At 53.6% G+C, this 18,778-nt stretch carries 14 protein-coding genes and 1 tRNA gene; 7 read left to right on the top strand and 8 right to left on the bottom strand.

The genetic code is table 11. From position 1 onward, the window contains the following. The first annotated feature begins 28 nt into the window (after positions 1–28). Positions 29–105: transfer RNA gene (locus ACSQ36_RS02885), tRNA-Met, on the top strand. A 217-nt stretch (positions 106–322) separates the two neighbouring features. Here the strand turns inward: ACSQ36_RS02885 and ACSQ36_RS02880 are convergent. The 5 genes from ACSQ36_RS02880 to ACSQ36_RS02860 form a co-directional block, all read right to left on the bottom strand. Next, positions 323–610 carry an AbrB/MazE/SpoVT family DNA-binding domain-containing protein gene (locus tag ACSQ36_RS02880; RefSeq protein ID WP_436180841.1) on the bottom strand — a complete coding sequence of 96 codons (288 nt, stop codon included), beginning with the start codon at positions 608–610 and terminating at the stop codon, positions 323–325. A 316-nt stretch (positions 611–926) separates the two neighbouring features. Then, on the bottom strand, positions 927–1,439 hold the full coding sequence (locus tag ACSQ36_RS02875; RefSeq protein ID WP_436180840.1) for a hypothetical protein: 513 nt from the start codon (positions 1,437–1,439) through the stop codon (positions 927–929). 74 nt (positions 1,440–1,513) lie between these two features. Further along, a protein-coding gene (locus tag ACSQ36_RS02870) for an IS5 family transposase (RefSeq protein ID WP_436180705.1) occupies positions 1,514–2,325 on the bottom strand; the annotation gives its coding sequence in 2 pieces (ribosomal slippage) (positions 1,514–1,977 and positions 1,977–2,325; 813 coding nt in all). A gap of 109 nt (positions 2,326–2,434) precedes the next feature. Beyond that, on the bottom strand, positions 2,435–3,544 hold the full coding sequence (locus tag ACSQ36_RS02865) for a PAAR domain-containing protein (RefSeq protein WP_436180839.1): 1,110 nt from the start codon (positions 3,542–3,544) through the stop codon (positions 2,435–2,437). After that, positions 3,537–3,920: a PAAR domain-containing protein gene (locus ACSQ36_RS02860; RefSeq protein WP_436180838.1), complete on the bottom strand. Its 384-nt coding sequence runs from the start codon at positions 3,918–3,920 to the stop codon at positions 3,537–3,539. Before ACSQ36_RS02860 ends, ACSQ36_RS02865 begins: the two co-directional genes overlap by 8 nt. A gap of 2,193 nt (positions 3,921–6,113) precedes the next feature. Between ACSQ36_RS02860 and dbpB (ACSQ36_RS02855) the strand changes: the two genes are divergently transcribed. Genes dbpB (ACSQ36_RS02855) through ACSQ36_RS02830 form a run of 6 tightly spaced genes read left to right on the top strand, consistent with a single transcriptional unit; the run spans position 6,114 to position 11,322 of the window. After that, positions 6,114–7,241 carry a DGQHR domain-containing protein DpdB gene (gene dbpB / locus ACSQ36_RS02855; RefSeq protein WP_436180837.1) on the top strand — a complete coding sequence of 376 codons (1,128 nt, stop codon included), beginning with the start codon at positions 6,114–6,116 and terminating at the stop codon, positions 7,239–7,241. After that, the gene (gene dpdA / locus ACSQ36_RS02850; RefSeq protein WP_436180836.1) at positions 7,238–8,533 is read left to right on the top strand and encodes a tRNA-guanine transglycosylase DpdA; all 1,296 of its coding nucleotides are present in this window, start codon (positions 7,238–7,240) and stop codon (positions 8,531–8,533) included. The genes dbpB (ACSQ36_RS02855) and dpdA overlap by 4 nt, the downstream gene beginning before the upstream one ends. Continuing rightward, the gene (dbpB, locus tag ACSQ36_RS02845; RefSeq protein ID WP_436180835.1) at positions 8,530–9,606 is read left to right on the top strand and encodes a DGQHR domain-containing protein DpdB; all 1,077 of its coding nucleotides are present in this window, start codon (positions 8,530–8,532) and stop codon (positions 9,604–9,606) included. Before dpdA ends, dbpB (ACSQ36_RS02845) begins: the two co-directional genes overlap by 4 nt. 17 nt (positions 9,607–9,623) lie before the next feature. Further along, positions 9,624–10,328, top strand: a complete 705-nt coding sequence (queC, locus tag ACSQ36_RS02840) for a 7-cyano-7-deazaguanine synthase QueC (RefSeq protein WP_436180834.1) — start codon at positions 9,624–9,626, stop codon at positions 10,326–10,328. Next, positions 10,325–10,960, top strand: a complete 636-nt coding sequence (gene queE / locus ACSQ36_RS02835; RefSeq protein ID WP_031358667.1) for a 7-carboxy-7-deazaguanine synthase — start codon at positions 10,325–10,327, stop codon at positions 10,958–10,960. The genes queC and queE overlap by 4 nt, the downstream gene beginning before the upstream one ends. Further along, positions 10,957–11,322 (top strand): 6-pyruvoyl trahydropterin synthase family protein, encoded by a 366-nt coding sequence (locus ACSQ36_RS02830; RefSeq protein ID WP_031358668.1) that lies wholly within the window; start codon positions 10,957–10,959, stop codon positions 11,320–11,322. The genes queE and ACSQ36_RS02830 overlap by 4 nt, the downstream gene beginning before the upstream one ends. Positions 11,323–11,398: 76 nt before the next feature. On the opposite strand, the gene dpdD is transcribed toward ACSQ36_RS02830, so the two are convergent. From dpdD to dpdJ, 3 genes are read right to left on the bottom strand one after another with little or no spacing between them, the layout of a single operon-like run. Next, positions 11,399–13,678, bottom strand: coding sequence for a protein DpdD (dpdD, locus tag ACSQ36_RS02825; RefSeq protein WP_436180833.1), 2,280 nt, complete (start codon positions 13,676–13,678; stop codon positions 11,399–11,401). After that, positions 13,678–14,211, bottom strand: a complete 534-nt coding sequence (dpdK, locus tag ACSQ36_RS02820; protein WP_436180832.1) for a phospholipase D-like domain-containing protein DpdK — start codon at positions 14,209–14,211, stop codon at positions 13,678–13,680. Before dpdK ends, dpdD begins: the two co-directional genes overlap by 1 nt. Then, a complete protein-coding gene (dpdJ, locus tag ACSQ36_RS02815) occupies positions 14,208–18,770 on the bottom strand; it encodes a protein DpdJ (protein WP_436180831.1) in 4,563 nt (1,520 codons plus the stop codon). Before dpdJ ends, dpdK begins: the two co-directional genes overlap by 4 nt. Between the last annotated feature and the right edge of the window lie 8 nt (positions 18,771–18,778).

Raw genomic sequence — 18,778 nt, 5'->3', positions numbered from 1 at the left:
GCAACCCTCTTCATAATCTCGATCTCTTGGCGAATTAGCTCAGCCGGTTAGAGCGACGGAATCATAATCCGCAGGTCCGGGGTTCGAATCCCTGATTCGCCACCAAGTTGTAAAGAAAGCCGCTGCTTCGAAAGAAGTAGCGGCTTTTTGTTTGGCTGCTCACCAGGCACGATCCGGATACAGGTCCTGGCGGATAGTGAATTTCCAGCGCCGGATCAGTGGCCCGCGAACCCTCTTCTCTTCATAGATTTCCCATCTGGTAAGGCGGTGTCGCCAATCTTTGCCCGCCTCACCTGGCCTTTGCAATGCCGTCGTCCATATATCACCACGCGTCATTGCGGGCAAGATCATCCGGGCCGCCGGCCTCTGAACCCATCGGCTCGTCATCCAGCAACGGATCGGCCTGCCGCTCGCGCCTGCGCGCCGGGTCTTCCTCAAGAAAGCGCGTCATCGAGAATTTTTTCACGTCCGCTGGTTTAATCATCAGGGCGCCATCTTCTACGCTCACCTCCACGTCCGTGCCTTCTTGCAGGCAAAGAGTTTCTGCGAGCTCTGCAGGAATTCTCACGGCGAGACTGTTGCCCCACCGTTTCACTTGTTGAAGCGCCATACGTCGGCTCCTATTGAGCGGCTTTCGTAACCGTTAGATATCGAAACGACTGCGCGTCCGGTAGATACCGTGTAACGCAACACGTAAGTCGAACCGCTTGATTTCATTCTGTACACGCCCACTCTCAATGGACGCTTGGAGTTCGACGCTGTCTGCCGACGGTCCGCATTTACGGACATTCGAGGTCAACTACTCGAATGGCCTGCTTCGCAGAGACAAGAATCAAACGGTACGCGCAATGACGTCGATTCCCAACCGCACATACTCATATCTATCCAAACGGATACGAACGCATTCAGATCATTTCCTTGACGGACTACGCAAGCCCGAGCCACGCTTTAACTCTTGTCCACCAACTCAATTGCACGTCCGTCAACGGTTGTTGATAGTCCGCGAACGTGTAGCTCGACTGACGAGGAGTAGATGACTGAGGAGATAGTGCCGGCATAGCGTCCTCCGGCGGAGGAGTTCGCTGCTGCCTATCCAGTTCACGCTGACGCTTCAGGTGTGGAACCGATTGCGTATGTTCGATAAAAGTATGCTCCGGGCCGTACTCTGATATCGACACGGAATCGGCCTCTTTCGGAGCGACGGGTTTTCCGTTCTCGTCAACAGAAACCGTTTCAACTTCAACCAGTGGGATACACCACGCCGCATGCGCGCGATCTGTTCGCTCCCCGTTCGAATCAGCGCAACGGAAAATGAAGTCTTCCGGATACTTCGACGCGCCCTTAATTTCAGTGCTTTGATTCCACGAATACTTGAATGCGATTGACCCGGGGTGCGGGGCGGAAGGCTCTTGCGCACCGCGTGGAAATTGCTTTGCCATCTCTGTCGCTCCAGACGTAGAAATGCAGCCGCACGCAATGGCGGCGATACAGTCCCTAAGAGACTGTTGCAGAATTAAGTTTGCATATTTTTTAGCCGGGTCCAGCAAGTTAAAGCACACGCGAGCGTGAGGAAGGCTTCGTGTATGTGCGCATATTTCTCGTAGCGCATCTTCAGGCGGCGATAGGAGTGCAGCCAAGCGATCGTACGCTCGACAGGCCAACGTGTTTTGCCTAGACCACTGCCATGGGGTGAGCGCAGTTTCGCGAGTTCAGGAGTGATGCCGCGTTTGCGAAAGCGTCGCCGATGTGGCTCAGAGCTATAGCCTCGGTCGCCCTGAACAATTTTGGGCTTACGCAAGGGCCGTCCTGGCTTGCCTCGAATTGGCGGAATGGCTTCGACCAGTGGGTCAAGCTGAGTGACGTCATGGCGGTTTGCGCCCGTCAGGATGACGCCGAGCGGGATGCCTTGCGCATCGACGATGATATGGTGTTTGCTGCCGAGTTTGCGCCGGTCCGTGGGGTTTGGGCCTGTTTTTTTCCCGCGTACAACGCGCGAATGGAGGAGCTGTCGACCAGTACTCTGGCCATATCGAGTTGGCCTCGACGGCGCAGTTCGGCCAGCATCGTTTCGTGCATGCGTTGCCATACGCCCGCTTTATGCCACTGGTCCAGGCGCCTCCAGCAAGTGGAGCCCGACCCGCAGCCCATTTCCTGCGGCAGCAAATTCCACGCGAGGCCTGCGCGCAGCACGAACACGATGCCTGTGAGCACGGCGCGATCAGGTATTGGCTTGCGTCCTGCATACCGGCGATTGCGCGGCGCAGCTTTGGGCAGCAGCGGTTCGATGAGTGCCCATAATTGGTCGTCTATAAGTTCCTTAGCCATGGCTTCCTGTCAGGGAAAACAAGACAGAAGTTAACACCAGAGCCAAAAAGTTAACAGCCCCTTTTTGTAATTCTGCAACAGTCTCTAAGTGAAATGCGGCCATTGACCGTCACTGTGCGATCTTGTCGAAGTATTCGTATCGAGCACGATAACGCTTGCGCCCTTCCGTCTCGCACGGCGTTCCTTTGCTCGACCAATACATGTTGGCAGACTCCGCAAAGTCTTCAGTCATGTTGTTCCGCGCGTATTGCGATGGTGCCTGCCCATCGCTCGTCATAGCGTCCTGCCAGTCCTGTTTCTTTGCCGGATCGCTCCATAAAGCTTCGCTCCACAGATGTCCCGTTTCATGCAGCATCGTGCTATCGACGTATCGCTGTGGAAAAGTTGACCAGCCTTTCCACGGAAAAAACGCAACCCCCTGTTTAATATCGGCGGTCGCGGCTGATGAGAATGACGAATCGCCGTATTCTTTCTGCCAGAGCACATCCCGAGGGTTAGGTAAGGTATTAAGCGAAACCCTGTCCAAGTCTTTGTACTGCTGCGGCGGAACGGCTTCAAGCGCCTTCGCGATCGCTTTCTGACCGGGTATGCCGTAGCCTTGCGCCGGAGTCTGCGCGGGCACGTAAATACTGACGGGACGACCTTTTACAGTCGCGTCATACTGAGTTGCAGCACCTGTCCCACCGCCGGGAAAGGCGAAGGTAGTCTGTTTGCCAGGGCTTACCGTGACGTCGTTTACGTGCTTGTATAAGTCAGCTGGCGCGTCAATACGAGCTTTCGAACCATCGAGATAGGCGCAGTCTGTTCTGGCCTTTGCATCGGATACAGGGGCCGGATAGATTCCTTCCGAATCCTCATCGTCGGCAACTCGTGCTGACGAGGCCAGAGTTGAAGCAATGCTGAAGCCTCCCGTCGCGGTCCTCGCTACCGCCGATCCTTCGTCCGTGGTGAGAAAAATTCCCGGATTCTTGCCCACGATTACCTTGTTCTTTTCGCACGGGCACAGCACAGGATCGCCGTCGAGAACAGCGTCCCGTCCTTTTTCCGATATTCCTTTGCCGGTGCCATATATCTTGAATGCGCCCTTGCAGTTACCGCAGGTCGCCTCATCGCCGCTGAGAGCAATCTTCTTCCCGTCATCGTGAAAGGTCGATGAGTAAGCCATAACAAAACCGCCCGTCGTAGTCGGGTCGCCATGCCGAACCGCCGCCCTACGCATGGACGGTCCCACCGCTCGTTTCGGCAATTGGCGGCAGCGTATAGGCGGGATCGAACAGGCCGGGAACCGGTTTTCCGTCGCGAACCGTGATGCCGAATCCATCCTGCAATGTTTCCGTTATCGTGTCACCGCTGCTCAGCCGAGAGCCGACCAGCGCGAACGGCTTGTCTTCCCAAGCCGCGGCGAACCCCGCACCGTCAATAATGGAAGCCTCAGTGCCGCCGTCGTATGTGACGATATCGCTGACGCGAGCCAATGCCAATCCTTTGTATTCCGCCTTCGTTGATACCCGAGTGACATGCCCTCCGTCCTTAGTGCGCGAACCGATGGTTACAAAAAGGTAGGTCGTTTCGTTGTTCTTCTCAGATATATTCAAGACTCCTATGTGAATGGATGCTGCAACTACGCGCTGCGTTTTTCACGCATAACCATCGTTCACAAACTTATTTGTCAAGAATGATCAGGAACGGGCGGACTTCAATCGGATGCGTTGAGGCGCTGTACTTGCTGCAACAAAAAATGACCCTTTTCATCCTTATCCATTCCGACTTGCACCCGAGTCGAGCGGCTTAAGTGCGCCGGAGAATCCAGTCTGGATGGCGGCGCGCTTGCTTATTTTTCCGACTGGCTATGTCATACGCTTCTGTCATCGAAATTCCCCACCCGCCACGTGAGCAGTCGCAGTAGTTCATCCGCCGCATCTTGAGCACGTAGCACCTCCAATCGTGCGCAGAAGCGATGTAGGTTCGGAAGCAGATTATCCAACGGCCCGCGGCATCACATCGTTCAACCGCCGTGTATCCCACCGTTCCCGCGCCGCCAGTTCCTCAATTAAAGGGCAACGATGCAGCGTGCAGCGGCTTTTTTCATTCAAGAAAAAATTTGCGACATCACCTCCGCCGTCTCACCTTCGTCAATAGCGGTGTCAGCACATTTGCTGCGGCCGTGCCGGTGAAGGCCCAATACGCAAAGGTGATTGGTGTCTAGCTTTTCGGTGAGCATGAGCATCAGCGCCCTTGGGTTGGGAATGTACCCATACGATCGCGTCCTTCGCTCACTGCACGTGCGCCATGGGTCGGACCAATCGCTCGGCAGTCCGGCAAACTGCGAGTCGCCGCCGCAGGTTTCGACTTCTACCTCCGGATTCCACCCACTCCAAGCGATCAAGTTCCGGCAAAGCAAGCGATACCGTGTATGTCGATGTTTGGGCACGACCCGCGTTTTCGATTCCGGATAGCCATTGCTGATTGGACCGCAGTCCCGCTTTCATGTTCGCACCGTCTCAGAATGCACGGGACGAAGCGTCCAACTGCACCGACTATCCGTGAAGGTTGGGTTTGCTGGATCCCTTGCGAATGATGTTGCTTGATCGAGGCAATCCATGTTTAGAAAAGGCGAAGCGATCATCACAGCGGGCTATATCTGTTGGTCAATCCTTGTGCGACGGGGACGACTACGCCAACGATCGCGCCCAAAAAATAGGCAAATATTGGATAGCTATTGATTTTTTTCGTTCAATATGAAAACTAATTACTACATCGGTATTTTTTACATTATAAAAATAACTACGAGACGCTATCATCTAGCTGATGCCGGTATTCATCCAGGAGGCGGTTGGCTACAATGTCAATTATGTACAAAGATGTCCTGATTTTGACGAACTGCACCGGACGCAAACGTACGGGGAATCAAGCAGTCACACTTCCTCCAACCTCGCTTCGAGGTTCTTTGCCATCGATCGCGGAATCGTGGCGGCTTAGGACAAGTTTGGCCCCTCGTACTAGGACCGCTGAGGAAACGTATTCGGGACGATCGTTCGCCGAAGCAAGGCACATCTCTGCAAACCTAGGAGCAGAGCTATTTGTTTTGTCTGCCGGCCTTGGCATCGTTGCTGCCGATGAACTAGTGCCGCACTACGACTTAACCGTTGTCGACGGATCGAATTCTGTGCGGCCCCTGCTCTCAAGCCTTGGGATGAAAGCGAGTGATTGGTGGGCGGCGCTACTTGCTGCCTTCGGAAATCAGAGATCGGTGCGATCGCTAGTAGAAACCCACCCCCATTGCCTGGTGCTTGTTGCTCTTCCGGCTAGCTATCTGGAGATGGTTGCAGAGGACTTGGAAGAACTGTCAGACAGTGAACTCAAGAGAGTTCGGATTTTTTCTTCGTCTAAAGGTAGGTCGGTCGTGTCCGATAGGGTGAGAAGCGTCGTCCTACCCTATGACGATCGACTTGAGGGTTCTCAATTTCCGGGTACACGAAACGATTTTGCTCAACGCGCACTGAGGCATTTCACAGAAACCCTTGGGGCCCATCGGTTACCACTTCAGAACGCCGAACACGCTGTGTTGACCGCGTTAACAGCGATGAGTCCGAGACAAGTGCCAATCCGCGCAAGAAAGACGGACGAAGAAATAATGAAGTTGTTGACGCTGAAATGGGGCAAGTTCGACGGGTCTTCCGCCCGCCTTCTGCGCTATCTACGTGACGATGCGTTGGTCGCTTGCGAACAATCGCGATTTAGAAATTTATGGCTCACGGTTGGCCAGCATCAGGTAATTGGGAAGTAAATTGGCAAACGCGAAGAAAGAAATAGTCGTTCGGGCTCTGCGGTCAACACAGGGTGATGGCATCGACGTGTACGCGTTTTTTATCAAAGGCGCTGACATCGTAAGAGTCGCTGATATTTCGCGTATCGAGAGAGACGACTCAGATGGACTCAAAGGCTTCCAGCGCCCGGAGATTCGGTCCCACGTGAAGGGCATTGCCGACTATTTGAACCAAGGCAACGTTTTGTTCCCGAACGCAATAATTTTGGCTATGTCGCCGGCCGTTCGCTTTTCAGGTTCGCGTGGACCAAAACCCACCGACGACGACGGCATGGCTATCGCCGGCACATTGACTATCCCGGTATATGACGAAGGTCAGCGGGTCGCTTGGATTGTCGACGGTCAGCAAAGATCGCTCGCCTTGGCGCAGGTATCCGGCAAGACTCTATCCGTCCCAGTCGTTGGGTTTGTTTCGGACAGCCTTGAAGTGCAACGCGAACAGTTCATCTTGGTGAATAAGGCTAAGCCGCTACCTACGCGCTTGATTAATGAGTTGCTACCTGAAACCCGAGGCATTCTGTTGCCACGCGAATTGAGCGCACGAAAAGTTCCTTCCGAAATCTGCGGCCTCTTAAATCGCGATACCGACTCCCCGTTCTACAAACTCATCAAACGTATCTCCGAAAAAAATACCACGACTGCTGTTATCACAGACACCGCGATCATTTCGATGATCCGAAACAGCATGAACAATCCGTTGGGTGCATTGTCGCCGTACAAATCGACCGGGCGCGAAGGGGCAGACGTCGAAACGATGTATCGAATTTTGATTACTTTTTGGACCGCAGTTAGGGACGTTTTCCCGAACGCCTGGGGCATCGATCCTCGAAACAGTCGTTTAATGCACTCCGCGGGCATCGAATCCATGGGTGTGCTCATGGATCGAATTTACGCGCGGCTTTCTGGACACGGCGAAGACTACAAGACGGTCCGCAAAGAACTTGAGAAGGTGGCGCCCGCTTGTCGATGGACTGAAGGTACATGGGACACGCTTGGCGTTGCTTGGAACGAAATTCAAAGCACTCCGCGGGATATTAAAAGACTCCAAGACGCGCTAGTGCGCGCTTATACAAGCAGCGTACGACCATGAAATTTCTATATTCAGACACACAGGACTACGTCGACCCGTTCTATGACTTCATGGCCGACCGCAATGCACCGGGACGTCGTCGTTACTGGGATGACACCTATGCGCACGAGATGATGAAACCGGCACCGTATGACGGGCTGCTAGTCTCGATGAGCGCGGTGCGCCAAGCCGCCGGTGTCGCGAAATCAAAAGTCCGCTATTCGACCGCTGAAGAGCATCGCATGCTTCGTGACGGTGTTCGTAAATTCTTACGCTATACGGGTCCGAAACATAAGAATGCCATGCTACTGGGCGACTGCGGAGCGTTTGCGTACGTAGAGCATGAGAAGCCCGCTTATGCTCCACAAGAGGTGGTCGAATTTTATTCGGATGCAGGCTTTACGCATGGTATCTCTCCCGACCACATTATCTTTGATTGCGATATTACAAACCCTCCTGCGAGTGAGATGCCCGAAGCCGTAACGGCGCGATTTGAGATCACGCAAGCTAACGCCGAGGAGTTTCTAAAACTGACGCGCGAGGAAGGCGAAACGTTCGAACCAGTGGGCGCGGTACAAGGATGGTCGCCGAAAAGTATCGCTCAGGCTGCAGTCCAACTTGAGGCTATGGGGTATCGATACCTCGCGATTGGGGGACTTGTTCCGTTGAAGGTCGAAATTATCCACCTTGTCCTTCGCGCGCTTCGTGCTGCAATTAAGCCGGAAACGAAGATCCATCTTTTGGGCTTCGCAAAGGCAGACGATATTCACGAATTCACCGGTTACGGCATCACGAGTTTTGACTCGACGTCTCCGCTAATCCGCGCGTTCAAGGACGCCAAATCGAATTACTACATGCCGTCGCCGAAGGGTGGTCTCGATTACTATGCGGCCGTGCGGATCCCCCAAGCGATTGAGAACTCCCGCCTGATGCAGGGGATCAAGCGTGGAATATTCAGCTCAGAGGACCTGCAACGACGTGAGACTAAGGCGTTGGCTGCTCTTCGCGCGCTTGACACGAACGGCGGAAAGGTCAGGGCCGCACTTGATGCCGTGATGGACTATCAACGGTTCCTGACGCTCGGTGATGGTAGCCCTATCGAGAAGCACGAGAAAGACCTGTTGAAAATGCGCGGGCTTGTGGAGCGAACACTCGAAGACGCTCCATGGAAGCGTTGCCAATGTGAGATATGCAAATCCGTCGGCGTCGAAGTCATCATCTTTCGGTCGAGTAATCGAAACAAGCGACGCGGCTTTCATAATCTCGGTGTCTATCACCAACACTTACAAAGAACCCTGGAGAAACAGCGGTGAGCAACTACCGATTTAAAGCCATTCGCGCCTCTCAGGCCGCTGAACACGACGTATTTTCCTTTGCGGCGACACCAGAGCAGATCTTAGGTTTCGCTGAAATCGAGCGTGTCGGCCGCGAAGAAGATGGTCAATTAAGGGGGTTCCAGCGACATCAGATCGCGTCGCATATCAAAGAAATTCGTGACTACATGAGTCGTGACGACGCGCTCCTTCCGAACGCGGTCATCGTGGCGTTCATCGGCAGCGTTAAGCTCAAAGAACTGGGTGATGGCATTGTCGAGGTGAGCATTTCAACGACCAAGGGCAAGCCCGGGTTCGTTGTCGACGGCCAGCAACGACTGTCAGCCCTTTCCGGAATAAAGAAGCCAGGCTTCCAAGTCTTCGTCTCTGCTTTAATCTGCAAAGACTACAACGAACTGCGGCAGCAATTCGTTTTGATCAACAACACTCGGCCGCTGCCGAAGACGCTGATCTACGAGTTGCTGCCTAACGTTGAGGGTCTACCCGCGCGATTCACCGCTCGAAAATTTTCGGCACGCATCGTCGATCGGCTCAATTTCACGCGCAAATCATCGCTACGCGGCGAGATCCGGCAACATACCAATCCGCAAGGCGTGATCAGCGACACCGCCATGCAAAAGCTGATTATGAATTCGGCGTCGGACGGTGCTATCCGAGAATTCATCAAAGAAGAAAACTTTGAGGATCTCGCATATGAATTCGTCAATGAGTTCTTTCAGGCCATAACCAACGTATTCGGAAGCGAATGGGTCGGAATGAACCCCAAAACATCGCGACTCAGACACGGCGCAGGATTGGTAGCAATGGGGTTCGTAATGGAATTGCTGTACTCGAGCGAAGGGGCAACGACTCGCGCCGAATTTGAGCCGGGTTTGGAGTTGCTCAAGCCCTATACGGCGTGGACAAGCGGTCAGTGGCGCTTTTCAGAATATGACGAACGTTCTTGGAACGGCATTCAAAACACGCCCAGTGACATCGATCTGCTCGCCAACTATCTTGTGCGCTCGCTGAAGAAAGCCCTTCGTCGGCCCCGAAAAGTAGCTAACGCTTAAATCTGGAGATTGTCGCTATGAAAACACGCGCGCTAGTCTTATTTTCTGGTGGCCAAGACTCCGCCACTTGCTTGGCATGGGCGCTGAGTCGCTATGAGTACGTCGAGACAATCGGCTTCGACTACGGTCAGCGCCATGCCGTTGAATTGACATGTCGGGTCTCCGTATTGGCACGACTGAGGGAGCAGTTTCCAACGTGGGCAGCGAAACTGGGCGACGACCACATGCTAGATCTTTCCGTACTTGGAGAGATTAGCGACACCGCGCTTACGCAGGACAAAGCTGTCGAGATGGAATCGAATGGCCTTCCAAATACCTTTGTCCCGGGCCGCAACTTGCTCTTCTTTACTCTAGCTGCTGCCGTCGCTTACCGCAGAGGGTTGCACGCGCTCGTCGGAGGAATGTGTGAAACAGATTTCTCCGGCTATCCCGACTGTCGGGACAACACACTTAAAGCACTCCAAGTCGCGATCAGCCTCGGGATGGATGCACCCTTGATCATCGAAACACCATTGATGTGGATCAACAAACGCCAAACCTGGCAGATGGCGAATGAGCTTGGAGGGGAGGAGTTCGTCGAACTCATTCGCAGCGAGACCCACACTTGTTATCTGGGTGACCGATCCGCCTTGCATGATTGGGGATACGGATGCGGCAAATGCCCCGCGTGCGAACTTCGAGCGACTGGGTACAAATCTTACGTTGCTACGGCACGGCCATGACATATAGCGTCAAAGAGATTTTCTATACGCTTCAGGGTGAAGGTGCAAATGCTGGACGACCGGCGGTCTTCTGTCGGTTCTCCGGATGCAACTTGTGGAGCGGACGCGAAGAGGACCGTTCGACGGCGCAGTGTTCATTTTGCGACACCGATTTTGTTGGAACTGACGGCACGGGCGGCGGAAAATTTAAAGACGCCCGAGATCTGGCAAATGCGATCGCGAGCCAATGGCCTACAGCAGACCATGCTCACCGTTTCGTTGTGTTGACCGGTGGTGAACCCTTGCTGCAAGTCGACAGCGCGTTAACCACGGCGCTGGCCGAGGAAGGATTTTTCATCGCGGTCGAAACCAATGGAACGGTATCCCCGCCTCCTGGTCTCGACTGGATTTGTGTCAGCCCTAAAGCAGGTACACAAATTCGAATTAAGGCCGGCAACGAACTGAAGTTAGTGTTCCCGCAAATCGCGTTCGACCCGACGGGTTTTGAGCAGCTTGCGTTCGAGCGATTCTATTTGCAGCCGATGGATGGGCCTGATCACGCCCGGAATATCGCAAAAGCAATCGACTATTGCAAAGCACACCCTCGGTGGTCACTAAGTTTTCAAACCCACAAAGCCTTGGGTATCCGATGAAATTCGAACTAAGCCAACGCTTTTATTTCGAAGCAGCTCATACCCTTCACCGGGAAATCGGGCAGGAAGGTAGTCGACGAATTCATGGACACACTTATCATGCGCAGATTTTTCTTCGTGGCAAGCCTGATGCGACAACAGGAATGATCGTTGACTTAGGTTTTTTCAACCAAGAAATTCAGCGAATTAAAGATCAGTTAGACCACCGCTTCCTCGATGAGGTACCGGGTCTTGGCGCTGCCACTCTCGAAGGGCTGTGCGCTTACATCTATCAGGCGATTTTTCCAATCTTTCCGAACGTCTCGCGGGTTCGCGTGGAGCGTCAAGCAAGTGGTGACCGGTGTGAAGTGACTGCCGATTGAAAGCTCGATGACAACCATCTCTAACGTATCTTATCGTTGCTCTTAATAGCACGCACACCCGGAACGCACACGTCGCTCAACGTTGTGCTCCCGGTGATCCGCGTTTTTGTCGGTGCGCTAACTCTTTAAAAACGCTGTCTAAAATGCTTGCGCAACCCTTGCCGGGCGGCAATTGCATATCGCGTTGCCCTCTCGCTTCCTTCGCGCAGTAATAGGCCTGATGCTTACTACTACGCCAAGCGAACACAAATATGTCGGAATTCGCGGCAAGATGGCGCAATCGATCCGTCGCGGCGTGGTCAGCGTTTAATTCAATCCGCGCCAGAGGCAATACCTTCTCGAGCACCTGCTTGGCACGTTGACCAGCCGATTCGGTCAGCGTATATATTCCAACCAGTCCCGCGAACTTACTGCAGTCGTTCTCGCCGTCAACGACTTCCTCCCGTACCGGAAGGGTGTCTAAAACCGCTAAGCACGCGTAATCCTGCGCCAACATGCGAAGGACTAGCCGCTGCGCTTCCGTGACCCGATGAACGTTAGCCCGCACAAGGTCGATAACACTCGTGAAAAACCGCAATCGCACCTCCTCTTCCGGTGACGACTGCAGTGCAAGGATTTCGGCGGAATTTAAAGCCCAGTCAACATGCATCGCAGCCCGATTCGCTTGCAATATTTCTCCGAGATCGGAGACCGTTTCGACATAATCTTCACGAGTCGGGCCAAGAGATACAAACGCTTCGAGCACGTCCGCTGTCAGTGCAAGTTCGTCTGCAGAGGCAGCGCCATTCCAAGCGATCAGCTTAATCAAGATGCTGTAAAGTGGAACGAGCCCTCGGACTGGGCGCTCGACCCGAGAGACGAAAAACTCCACGAGATATGGGTACGCATCTCGAAAAATATGCTCGGCCGCAATGGGCGCATTACTAATAACTTCAGCGAGCCCCTTACACGTCGCAAGATCGGACAAATAGTCTTCGATGTTCCACCTAACAACGCAGTCTTTTAAAAGTGCTATCGGGGATGACTCGTACGCTCCAGAAGAGACGTTTCTTGCCCAGAAAAGCCAGGATTGACCTGCAGAAACCGCTTCCGACGGCTTTAAATTTTTAAGGTTCTCAATCCGCGACCGATCTCGGTCGGTGAACAACGAACGAACCTGCTCATCCGCCGCATTGATCAGCGTCAAAATCTCGGAACCAACTGTAGGATCGCCCAACTCAGCGGCACAACGCAGCAGCGCGCTATATGCCCACGGATTCGGGAGCGCTTGCATGCACAGTTTGATTCCTACCTCGTAATCTTCATCTGCCATAGCCTGTCTGGCAGCCTCCAACGTATCGCCGGATGACGTTTGGGGCGTCGAGGGTGCGGCGAAATGCTGCCACCAGCGCTGCAGCAGTGGACTTCCCGGTGATGAGGTCGGATACGCCACCAAAATGCCTTCACACCGCGCGGCATTTGGCTTCATCGAACACAACTCAAAAAGCAAAAATGCCTTGAGAACGTTGGGATGTCTTATCCCTTTTCTCTCCTTGAAAAGCGGCCCAAACGCATCCGCGATGCGCTCTTTGAATGCTGAAACCACTGAAGTGGGGTCGTCATCTTCAATGTCGGTAATGTGAGTTCGGTAAAGAGCGTCTACGATATCGACAATCGTCTGCGGCGGAAGCGGCAACTCGGCGATAGCTCGCAGCAGCGTAAAATTGCGTGCGATTTCTTCTTGTCGCCCTAGACCCGATAGCAAGCGTATCTCTAGGAACTGACGCTGCTCAGCGTTTACGCGACCGGTCGCGCACATCGCCTCCAACAAGACCGTCGCCGTTGCTTCGTTGCCGGCAAGTAATGCGCGGTCAAAGTCCCCACGTAGTTGGCCAAATGGTTGGCGATTTCTATCCGGAATTGGCGGTCGGCGGCGAAGCGCGCCCAAGTATTGAGAAAGTGCGATCAATATTTGGGGCTGACGGTCCCGCGAGGTTGCTGCAAATCGAAAGACGCGTCTACCGAAACGGTCGTACAGAGCGGACTCAATTGGGTCGGAGCGGTCAATCTCCAATGGCTGCGCGACGAAATTGCTGTAACTGGCGCCGACAGCCGCCTGGAGCTCGGCAGAAAGCGCCACTGCGTCGCTATCGTTCAAAGCTGCCGCATACCAGAATGTTTCACCATCACCGCGGAGAACTGGAAGAACGATCGGCGCGTCCCCGTCCTTTTCTACGAAATTGCCTATCCACGGCTGAATTTGCTCGAGCCAGGGCGAAGCGAGTTCGTCTCGGCTGACATCATTCCAATCTATGGTGTTCGGCGCCGAAAAGAACGTTTCGAGCCAAGCATGCTCAACCGGAGGGATAGCTTGCATCAGCGAACCTCCATGTATTGCATGAATTCGAGCTTTGTTCGTGCCAGGTCTTGGCTGTCTAGCGAAAACTCAACCCATTCATCATTGATCACCATGCCGTTATATGTGAGGTTCATCGATCCCATTAACAAGCTGCTCGTCAGCAGAATTCCCTTCGTATGCAGTTGCTTGCGCACATGCAATTCGACACAATCCTCGAGCGCCTGTTGTTCGACCAACTCATTCAATTTCGTCAGAAAGTTGCGGTTGATCTCGTCACTTCTCGTAACGACCGTCACTGACGTCCCACGCGCCATCAGAGCAATCAGTACGTCCGCGAGGCGCACTTCGCGTCGTCCCCATTCCGGGTTCACTGAATCAAAATTCCCCGATCTATTGTCGATCAGGACAACGTTGCTGATCCATGGAGACACGATCCATATGTCACCGTCTCCCCTTAGCATTTCACCCACAAACATTGTTTGCAGCAACTCTTGAATAGTGATTGCGCCCGTCGTCTGCGATTTGAAAATTCGCCGGTGAAGATAGGTCATTGCAGGGCCTCAATGAGTTCTACGTCCACCTCTAGCCTGCCGGCAGACTGCCTTATGCCCTGCAAGCGCGCGTAGGGACGCAAGTATCCAGAGTCGATCGGGTTTGTAACCAGGGTATTAAGCGCATCTCCCAACAACGATTTTTGCGATTCCCCGCATGTCAACGTCACAAGTCGACCGGCCGATAAATGTTCTGCGGCGATAATGAGCCAGTCCTCCGTCGCAACGGATACGTGGATGCGATCGTCCGCGATAGTTTCAACTACCAGCAGTCGCTCTATCGACGGTAGTTCAGCAAATGGGTTGCGCAATTCGAGCGACGTTTGCCGCACAGCTTTCCCCCTTGCCCAAAGAAGCCCGTAGATAGCACTCGTACGCCAAGCTCCACGGTCAGTGCCTATTGCCCCACCAGCCTCCGGCACGATTTGGTCGATTTCGTCGGATTGGCTCAGAAAATGGCTGATAACACGCAGATCTATCTCGATGCCCAGACGTCCCTCCTCATCTCTCCACCTAGCAAGTACACTAGCGAGATATCGATCAGTCGCGGGCCCTGCACCTTGTCGCAAGATTCGATTGCCCATCGACACCATAAAACCGTGGAATGGGGAGAATCCTTCGTTTACCAGCGCATGGCGAAGTTTCGCGACGATCCGGGTCATTCCGCTATGACTCGTCGTCGCCCTAAATTCTCGGATCAGTTCGACTACCGGTGAATCATTACCTTGGGTAAGCAAGGTTAATAAATTCACCATTTGGTAATCGATAGTCTCAAATTCGCTCATCTGAAGGTTGGCGCGAACCACCGAGAAAAACCGACGGGGGTCTTCAGAATATTGGCGCATTATCTGCTCGACTAGACCACTTCCGCCGGGTGTCTTTTCCGTCAGCCAAATTTCGCTTGATTCGTTGTCGGGGGCGTAGTCGCTCGCGCCATCTTCGGGACCCCGACTTAGATCGACATTCATATCGTTCGGGTCAATCGTTGGACACAAATCGGTGACGCTGCGCAAAATGGCTGCCGCGACGGTGCTTTGATAGACGCCTCGAAGCCATGGCTCCCAACCTTCATCGATAGGCTCCCAAAGCACACGAGCACCGCTGTGTAACTCGGTCAGGACGGCTGTCTGATGGAGATAGGCATCGAGTTCCAGGCGTAATTTGTCCTGCGGCGCTTGACTGTGCGAATCGTCTTGGGTCTCGACAACTTGTGACTGAAAAAGCATGTCTAGCACCTGTACAAGCGTGATAGACGATGTGCCGAGCGACAGGGCCCGGTCGGCTTCCTCAAGGCTTTTACCTTCATTGATGGCTACATACGTGACAGCTGACAGGTAAATCTGAACGAGCCACTCTCTCGCAAATGGATTATCGACCATTCGCAACGTATGTCCACGCCACGCGTTATCCGTAAAACGTGCTGACCGTAGCGCCCTCCATTTCACGTCGCTCTGGTTACCATTTCGACCGGCCAAGTTTTCTGGAATTCGAAGTTGAAATACGATTCCGTCCGCGCCATAGCTTGCCCCAACTCCCACCGCATCATCGTTTAGTGTGAACCTTGCGTCAGCGCGAACCTTGTCTTTATCGACTCCGATCTCTGCGGAGACACTGGTTGCGAATCGCCTCACTTCCACAGGCGCATGTTGGGCGTGCGTAAAAAAACCCACCTTCCCAATCAAGTCGCGCCATACGCCGCCTGTCGGAGGACTCATCCAAACAGGATCTGCATTTGGCACCAGTTGCGTATGCCAATGCATAGACGCGTTGGATGAATCCTTTACATTTTTTGGAGGTGCTTTGGGTTGGAGCGACGTCGGGCGATAGACAGCAATGGTTTCATCTTTTTCACTCCTCCGGATCTGATATCGTCCTAGAAGGATATGTGTCCCAAACGACGTTATGTCTAAGTCTGAGTCGATTGCTCCCCCCATATGGACGTCCCCTTCGAAATCCAAGGAAGGCGCGATCCAATGCCGCTCGGATTTATGTCGGATGCCGTAACGACGGGTAACGCGGCCTGGTGCAAATTCCCTAAGTGCCGCGAAGATCGACATCGTTGGCCGGTCAAAAGTGTTCTTTAGATTCGCATCTGGGAGATCAATAACCACTTCGGCAAGATTGAGATCCGCGAAGAGCGACGCAGGAATGAAGTCAGGAAGTGGGTTGTTGGAAACGACGTAGTCTTCCCCGATCTTGCCGTTCGCTGTCCATTGCGTGTTCAATCTCCGCAACGCAGTAGGCAACACAGTTGTCATGAGAGGGCGCGGGAACTCCCATAGCAACGCCGACACATCGTCGCTCGATACTTTGAGCGCCTGCTCCAAATACGTAGCAAGTCGTCTAGTCCCTGAGTCCGATTCCAGAATACTCTGGATTTCCCGTTGCAAGCGCTTACGCCGACTCGGATTGCCAGCCTTCCCGCTCAGTTCTAGCCAAACACTACCGGACGGTGCGTCTTGCAACCGAGTTCCCAGATAGTCGATTGTTGCAAAAACAGCTTGCATACGCATCAGATATCTATTGGCGACCGGGAGGGTACGTACGGGAAGTTCGGGGTCAAAGAGCAGATCGTACGATTGATATGCCGTACGGTCACGCCCATAGTCCGACAGAACAATCGCCGTCCACGGTCGCATACCGCGACTTCGTCCGGCCCGCCCTTTTCTCTGCAAAAAACTGGCAATGCTACGTGGCGCTTTGTGCTGCACCATCGCCCCAACACTTGGGTCGTCGAATCCGACTTCCAAGACAGCCGTCGCCACAATAACGTCCGCGCTGGAACTGACGCCACGATCTTGCGAACTTACCCTTTTCACATCTAATCTTCGTTTCAAATCTCCGTGGAGCGATTCGCATACCCGCCAATCTTGTCCGTTCACAAAGCGATAGTTCGACGTTCCTCGCTTTCGCAAGTGAGCCAGACCGCCGTTTGGTGAACGACTCATATCAGGATTACCTGCACTATTGCGTCCTTCCGCGCTCAGCAAATCGAAGTACAAACGATTGATCACATCCAAATTGTCTGTGAACACAAACGTCTTCTGTCCAAATACCCCTGCGCTGGTAGACAACGCAGCGCTCGCGGCCTTCGGATCCAGACATCGTTGCAAAAGCATTGTCGTCTGAATAGTCGTCGACAGCAGTGCCGCCCGGGAGACCGGGTCACCGCGGAGGGCAATGAGATACTCGGCGCCCTCGAATTCAATTTCTTTCGGCAGAGGGGACACCTCTTCGATTAAATTCGGTTGACAGCCGGTCAAAGAGACAAAAAAGGATGACGCTTCACGTAGCGTTGCAGACAGTCCGACAAATCGCAAGCGTTGATCTAGAAGGCGTTGCCATCGACGCATCAAATATGAAACTTGCGCGCCGTGCCGACCTTCATAGGCATGGACCTCGTCAACAAGCACTAACTCCGGGGGATGTAGGGCACTAGGGCCTACCCCGAACAGATGACATGCTGCGTTGTCGGAAAGCCGTTGGTTCAACATCTCCGTTGTCGTAAACAGGACATCTGGTGGCCGCTTCTCGATCGCGTCTCGAGTGAGCGGAAATGTGTCGCCATCAATTTCGAAATCACAGGTCGAACAGCTTAAGTGTTCGCGCCCGACCTTGCGATCTTGCTCCTTCCAGCGGAGACTGCTGCCGCAATTCAAGCAACTAAGCGAAGTACAGATGTAATCGTCGCCCACTTTGGGCCAATAACATTCGCGCGCAGAATTCGGGGTATCGCCAAAATAGGCACCCACACGGATAGGCACACCCCTTTCGAGCGTCAATTCCTGGCTGAGCGCCAGCGATCGCTTGAGTACTTCGCGTAATTGGTCCTTGAGCAACTCGACCCTCGGATAAAGAGCTATTGTCTTAACCCACGGTTTCGGCGATTGCTCGGCCAATAAGTGCCGTGCAATCGAAGCAAGTGCAGGAAGATAAAAGGCAAGCGTCTTACCACTACCGGTACCCGCACAAACGATGGTCGCGAGTGGCTTTCCAGTCTCAATTCCCCGAATAATTCGCTCGGCTGCACGCACCTGAAAACCAGACAACTGAAACTTAGAATGATTCGAGGCTATAAGGACTCTCGCCGCTTTCAACAGAGTAGCGCTTGCCGTGCTTGACTGCAGTACGTCAAGCGCATCTTCAACGGAAATATCTCGACGTGGATACTGCCTCTGACGCCGCAGAAAGCGGAAGTCTGCGACCAATGTCGGTGCTTGTTGCCAACCAAAATCTCCGGCATGCTTGGGAAATAGTTGTCGGAGCCTTGATAGCAACCGCACTGTTTCGGCCATGCGAGAACGATAGTTAACGGTGCCATCGTCAAGTTCCACCGCGGTTATCCACTGAAGATGCAACATGGCCTCGATGACATCGTCAGCGCTCAAAAACTCATCAAATCCGGTCGTCAAAGACGCCTCAATATGCATGTCGATCAGATCGACGAATTCGTCTTGACGGAAATGTCCGTCAACGATCCCCCAACCCAGAAGCTTCGCTTCCCGTGCTTCGACAGCGTCAAGGACGCCCTGTAGAAAGGTGTTTCGAGCATTTTCCATAGTTGGTC

Origin of the sequence: Caballeronia sp. LjRoot34, from assembly GCF_964253815.1 — a bacterium.
In the GTDB taxonomy this organism is placed as follows: domain Bacteria; phylum Pseudomonadota; class Gammaproteobacteria; order Burkholderiales; family Burkholderiaceae; genus Caballeronia.
This window is presented reverse-complemented; position numbering and strand designations above follow the sequence as displayed.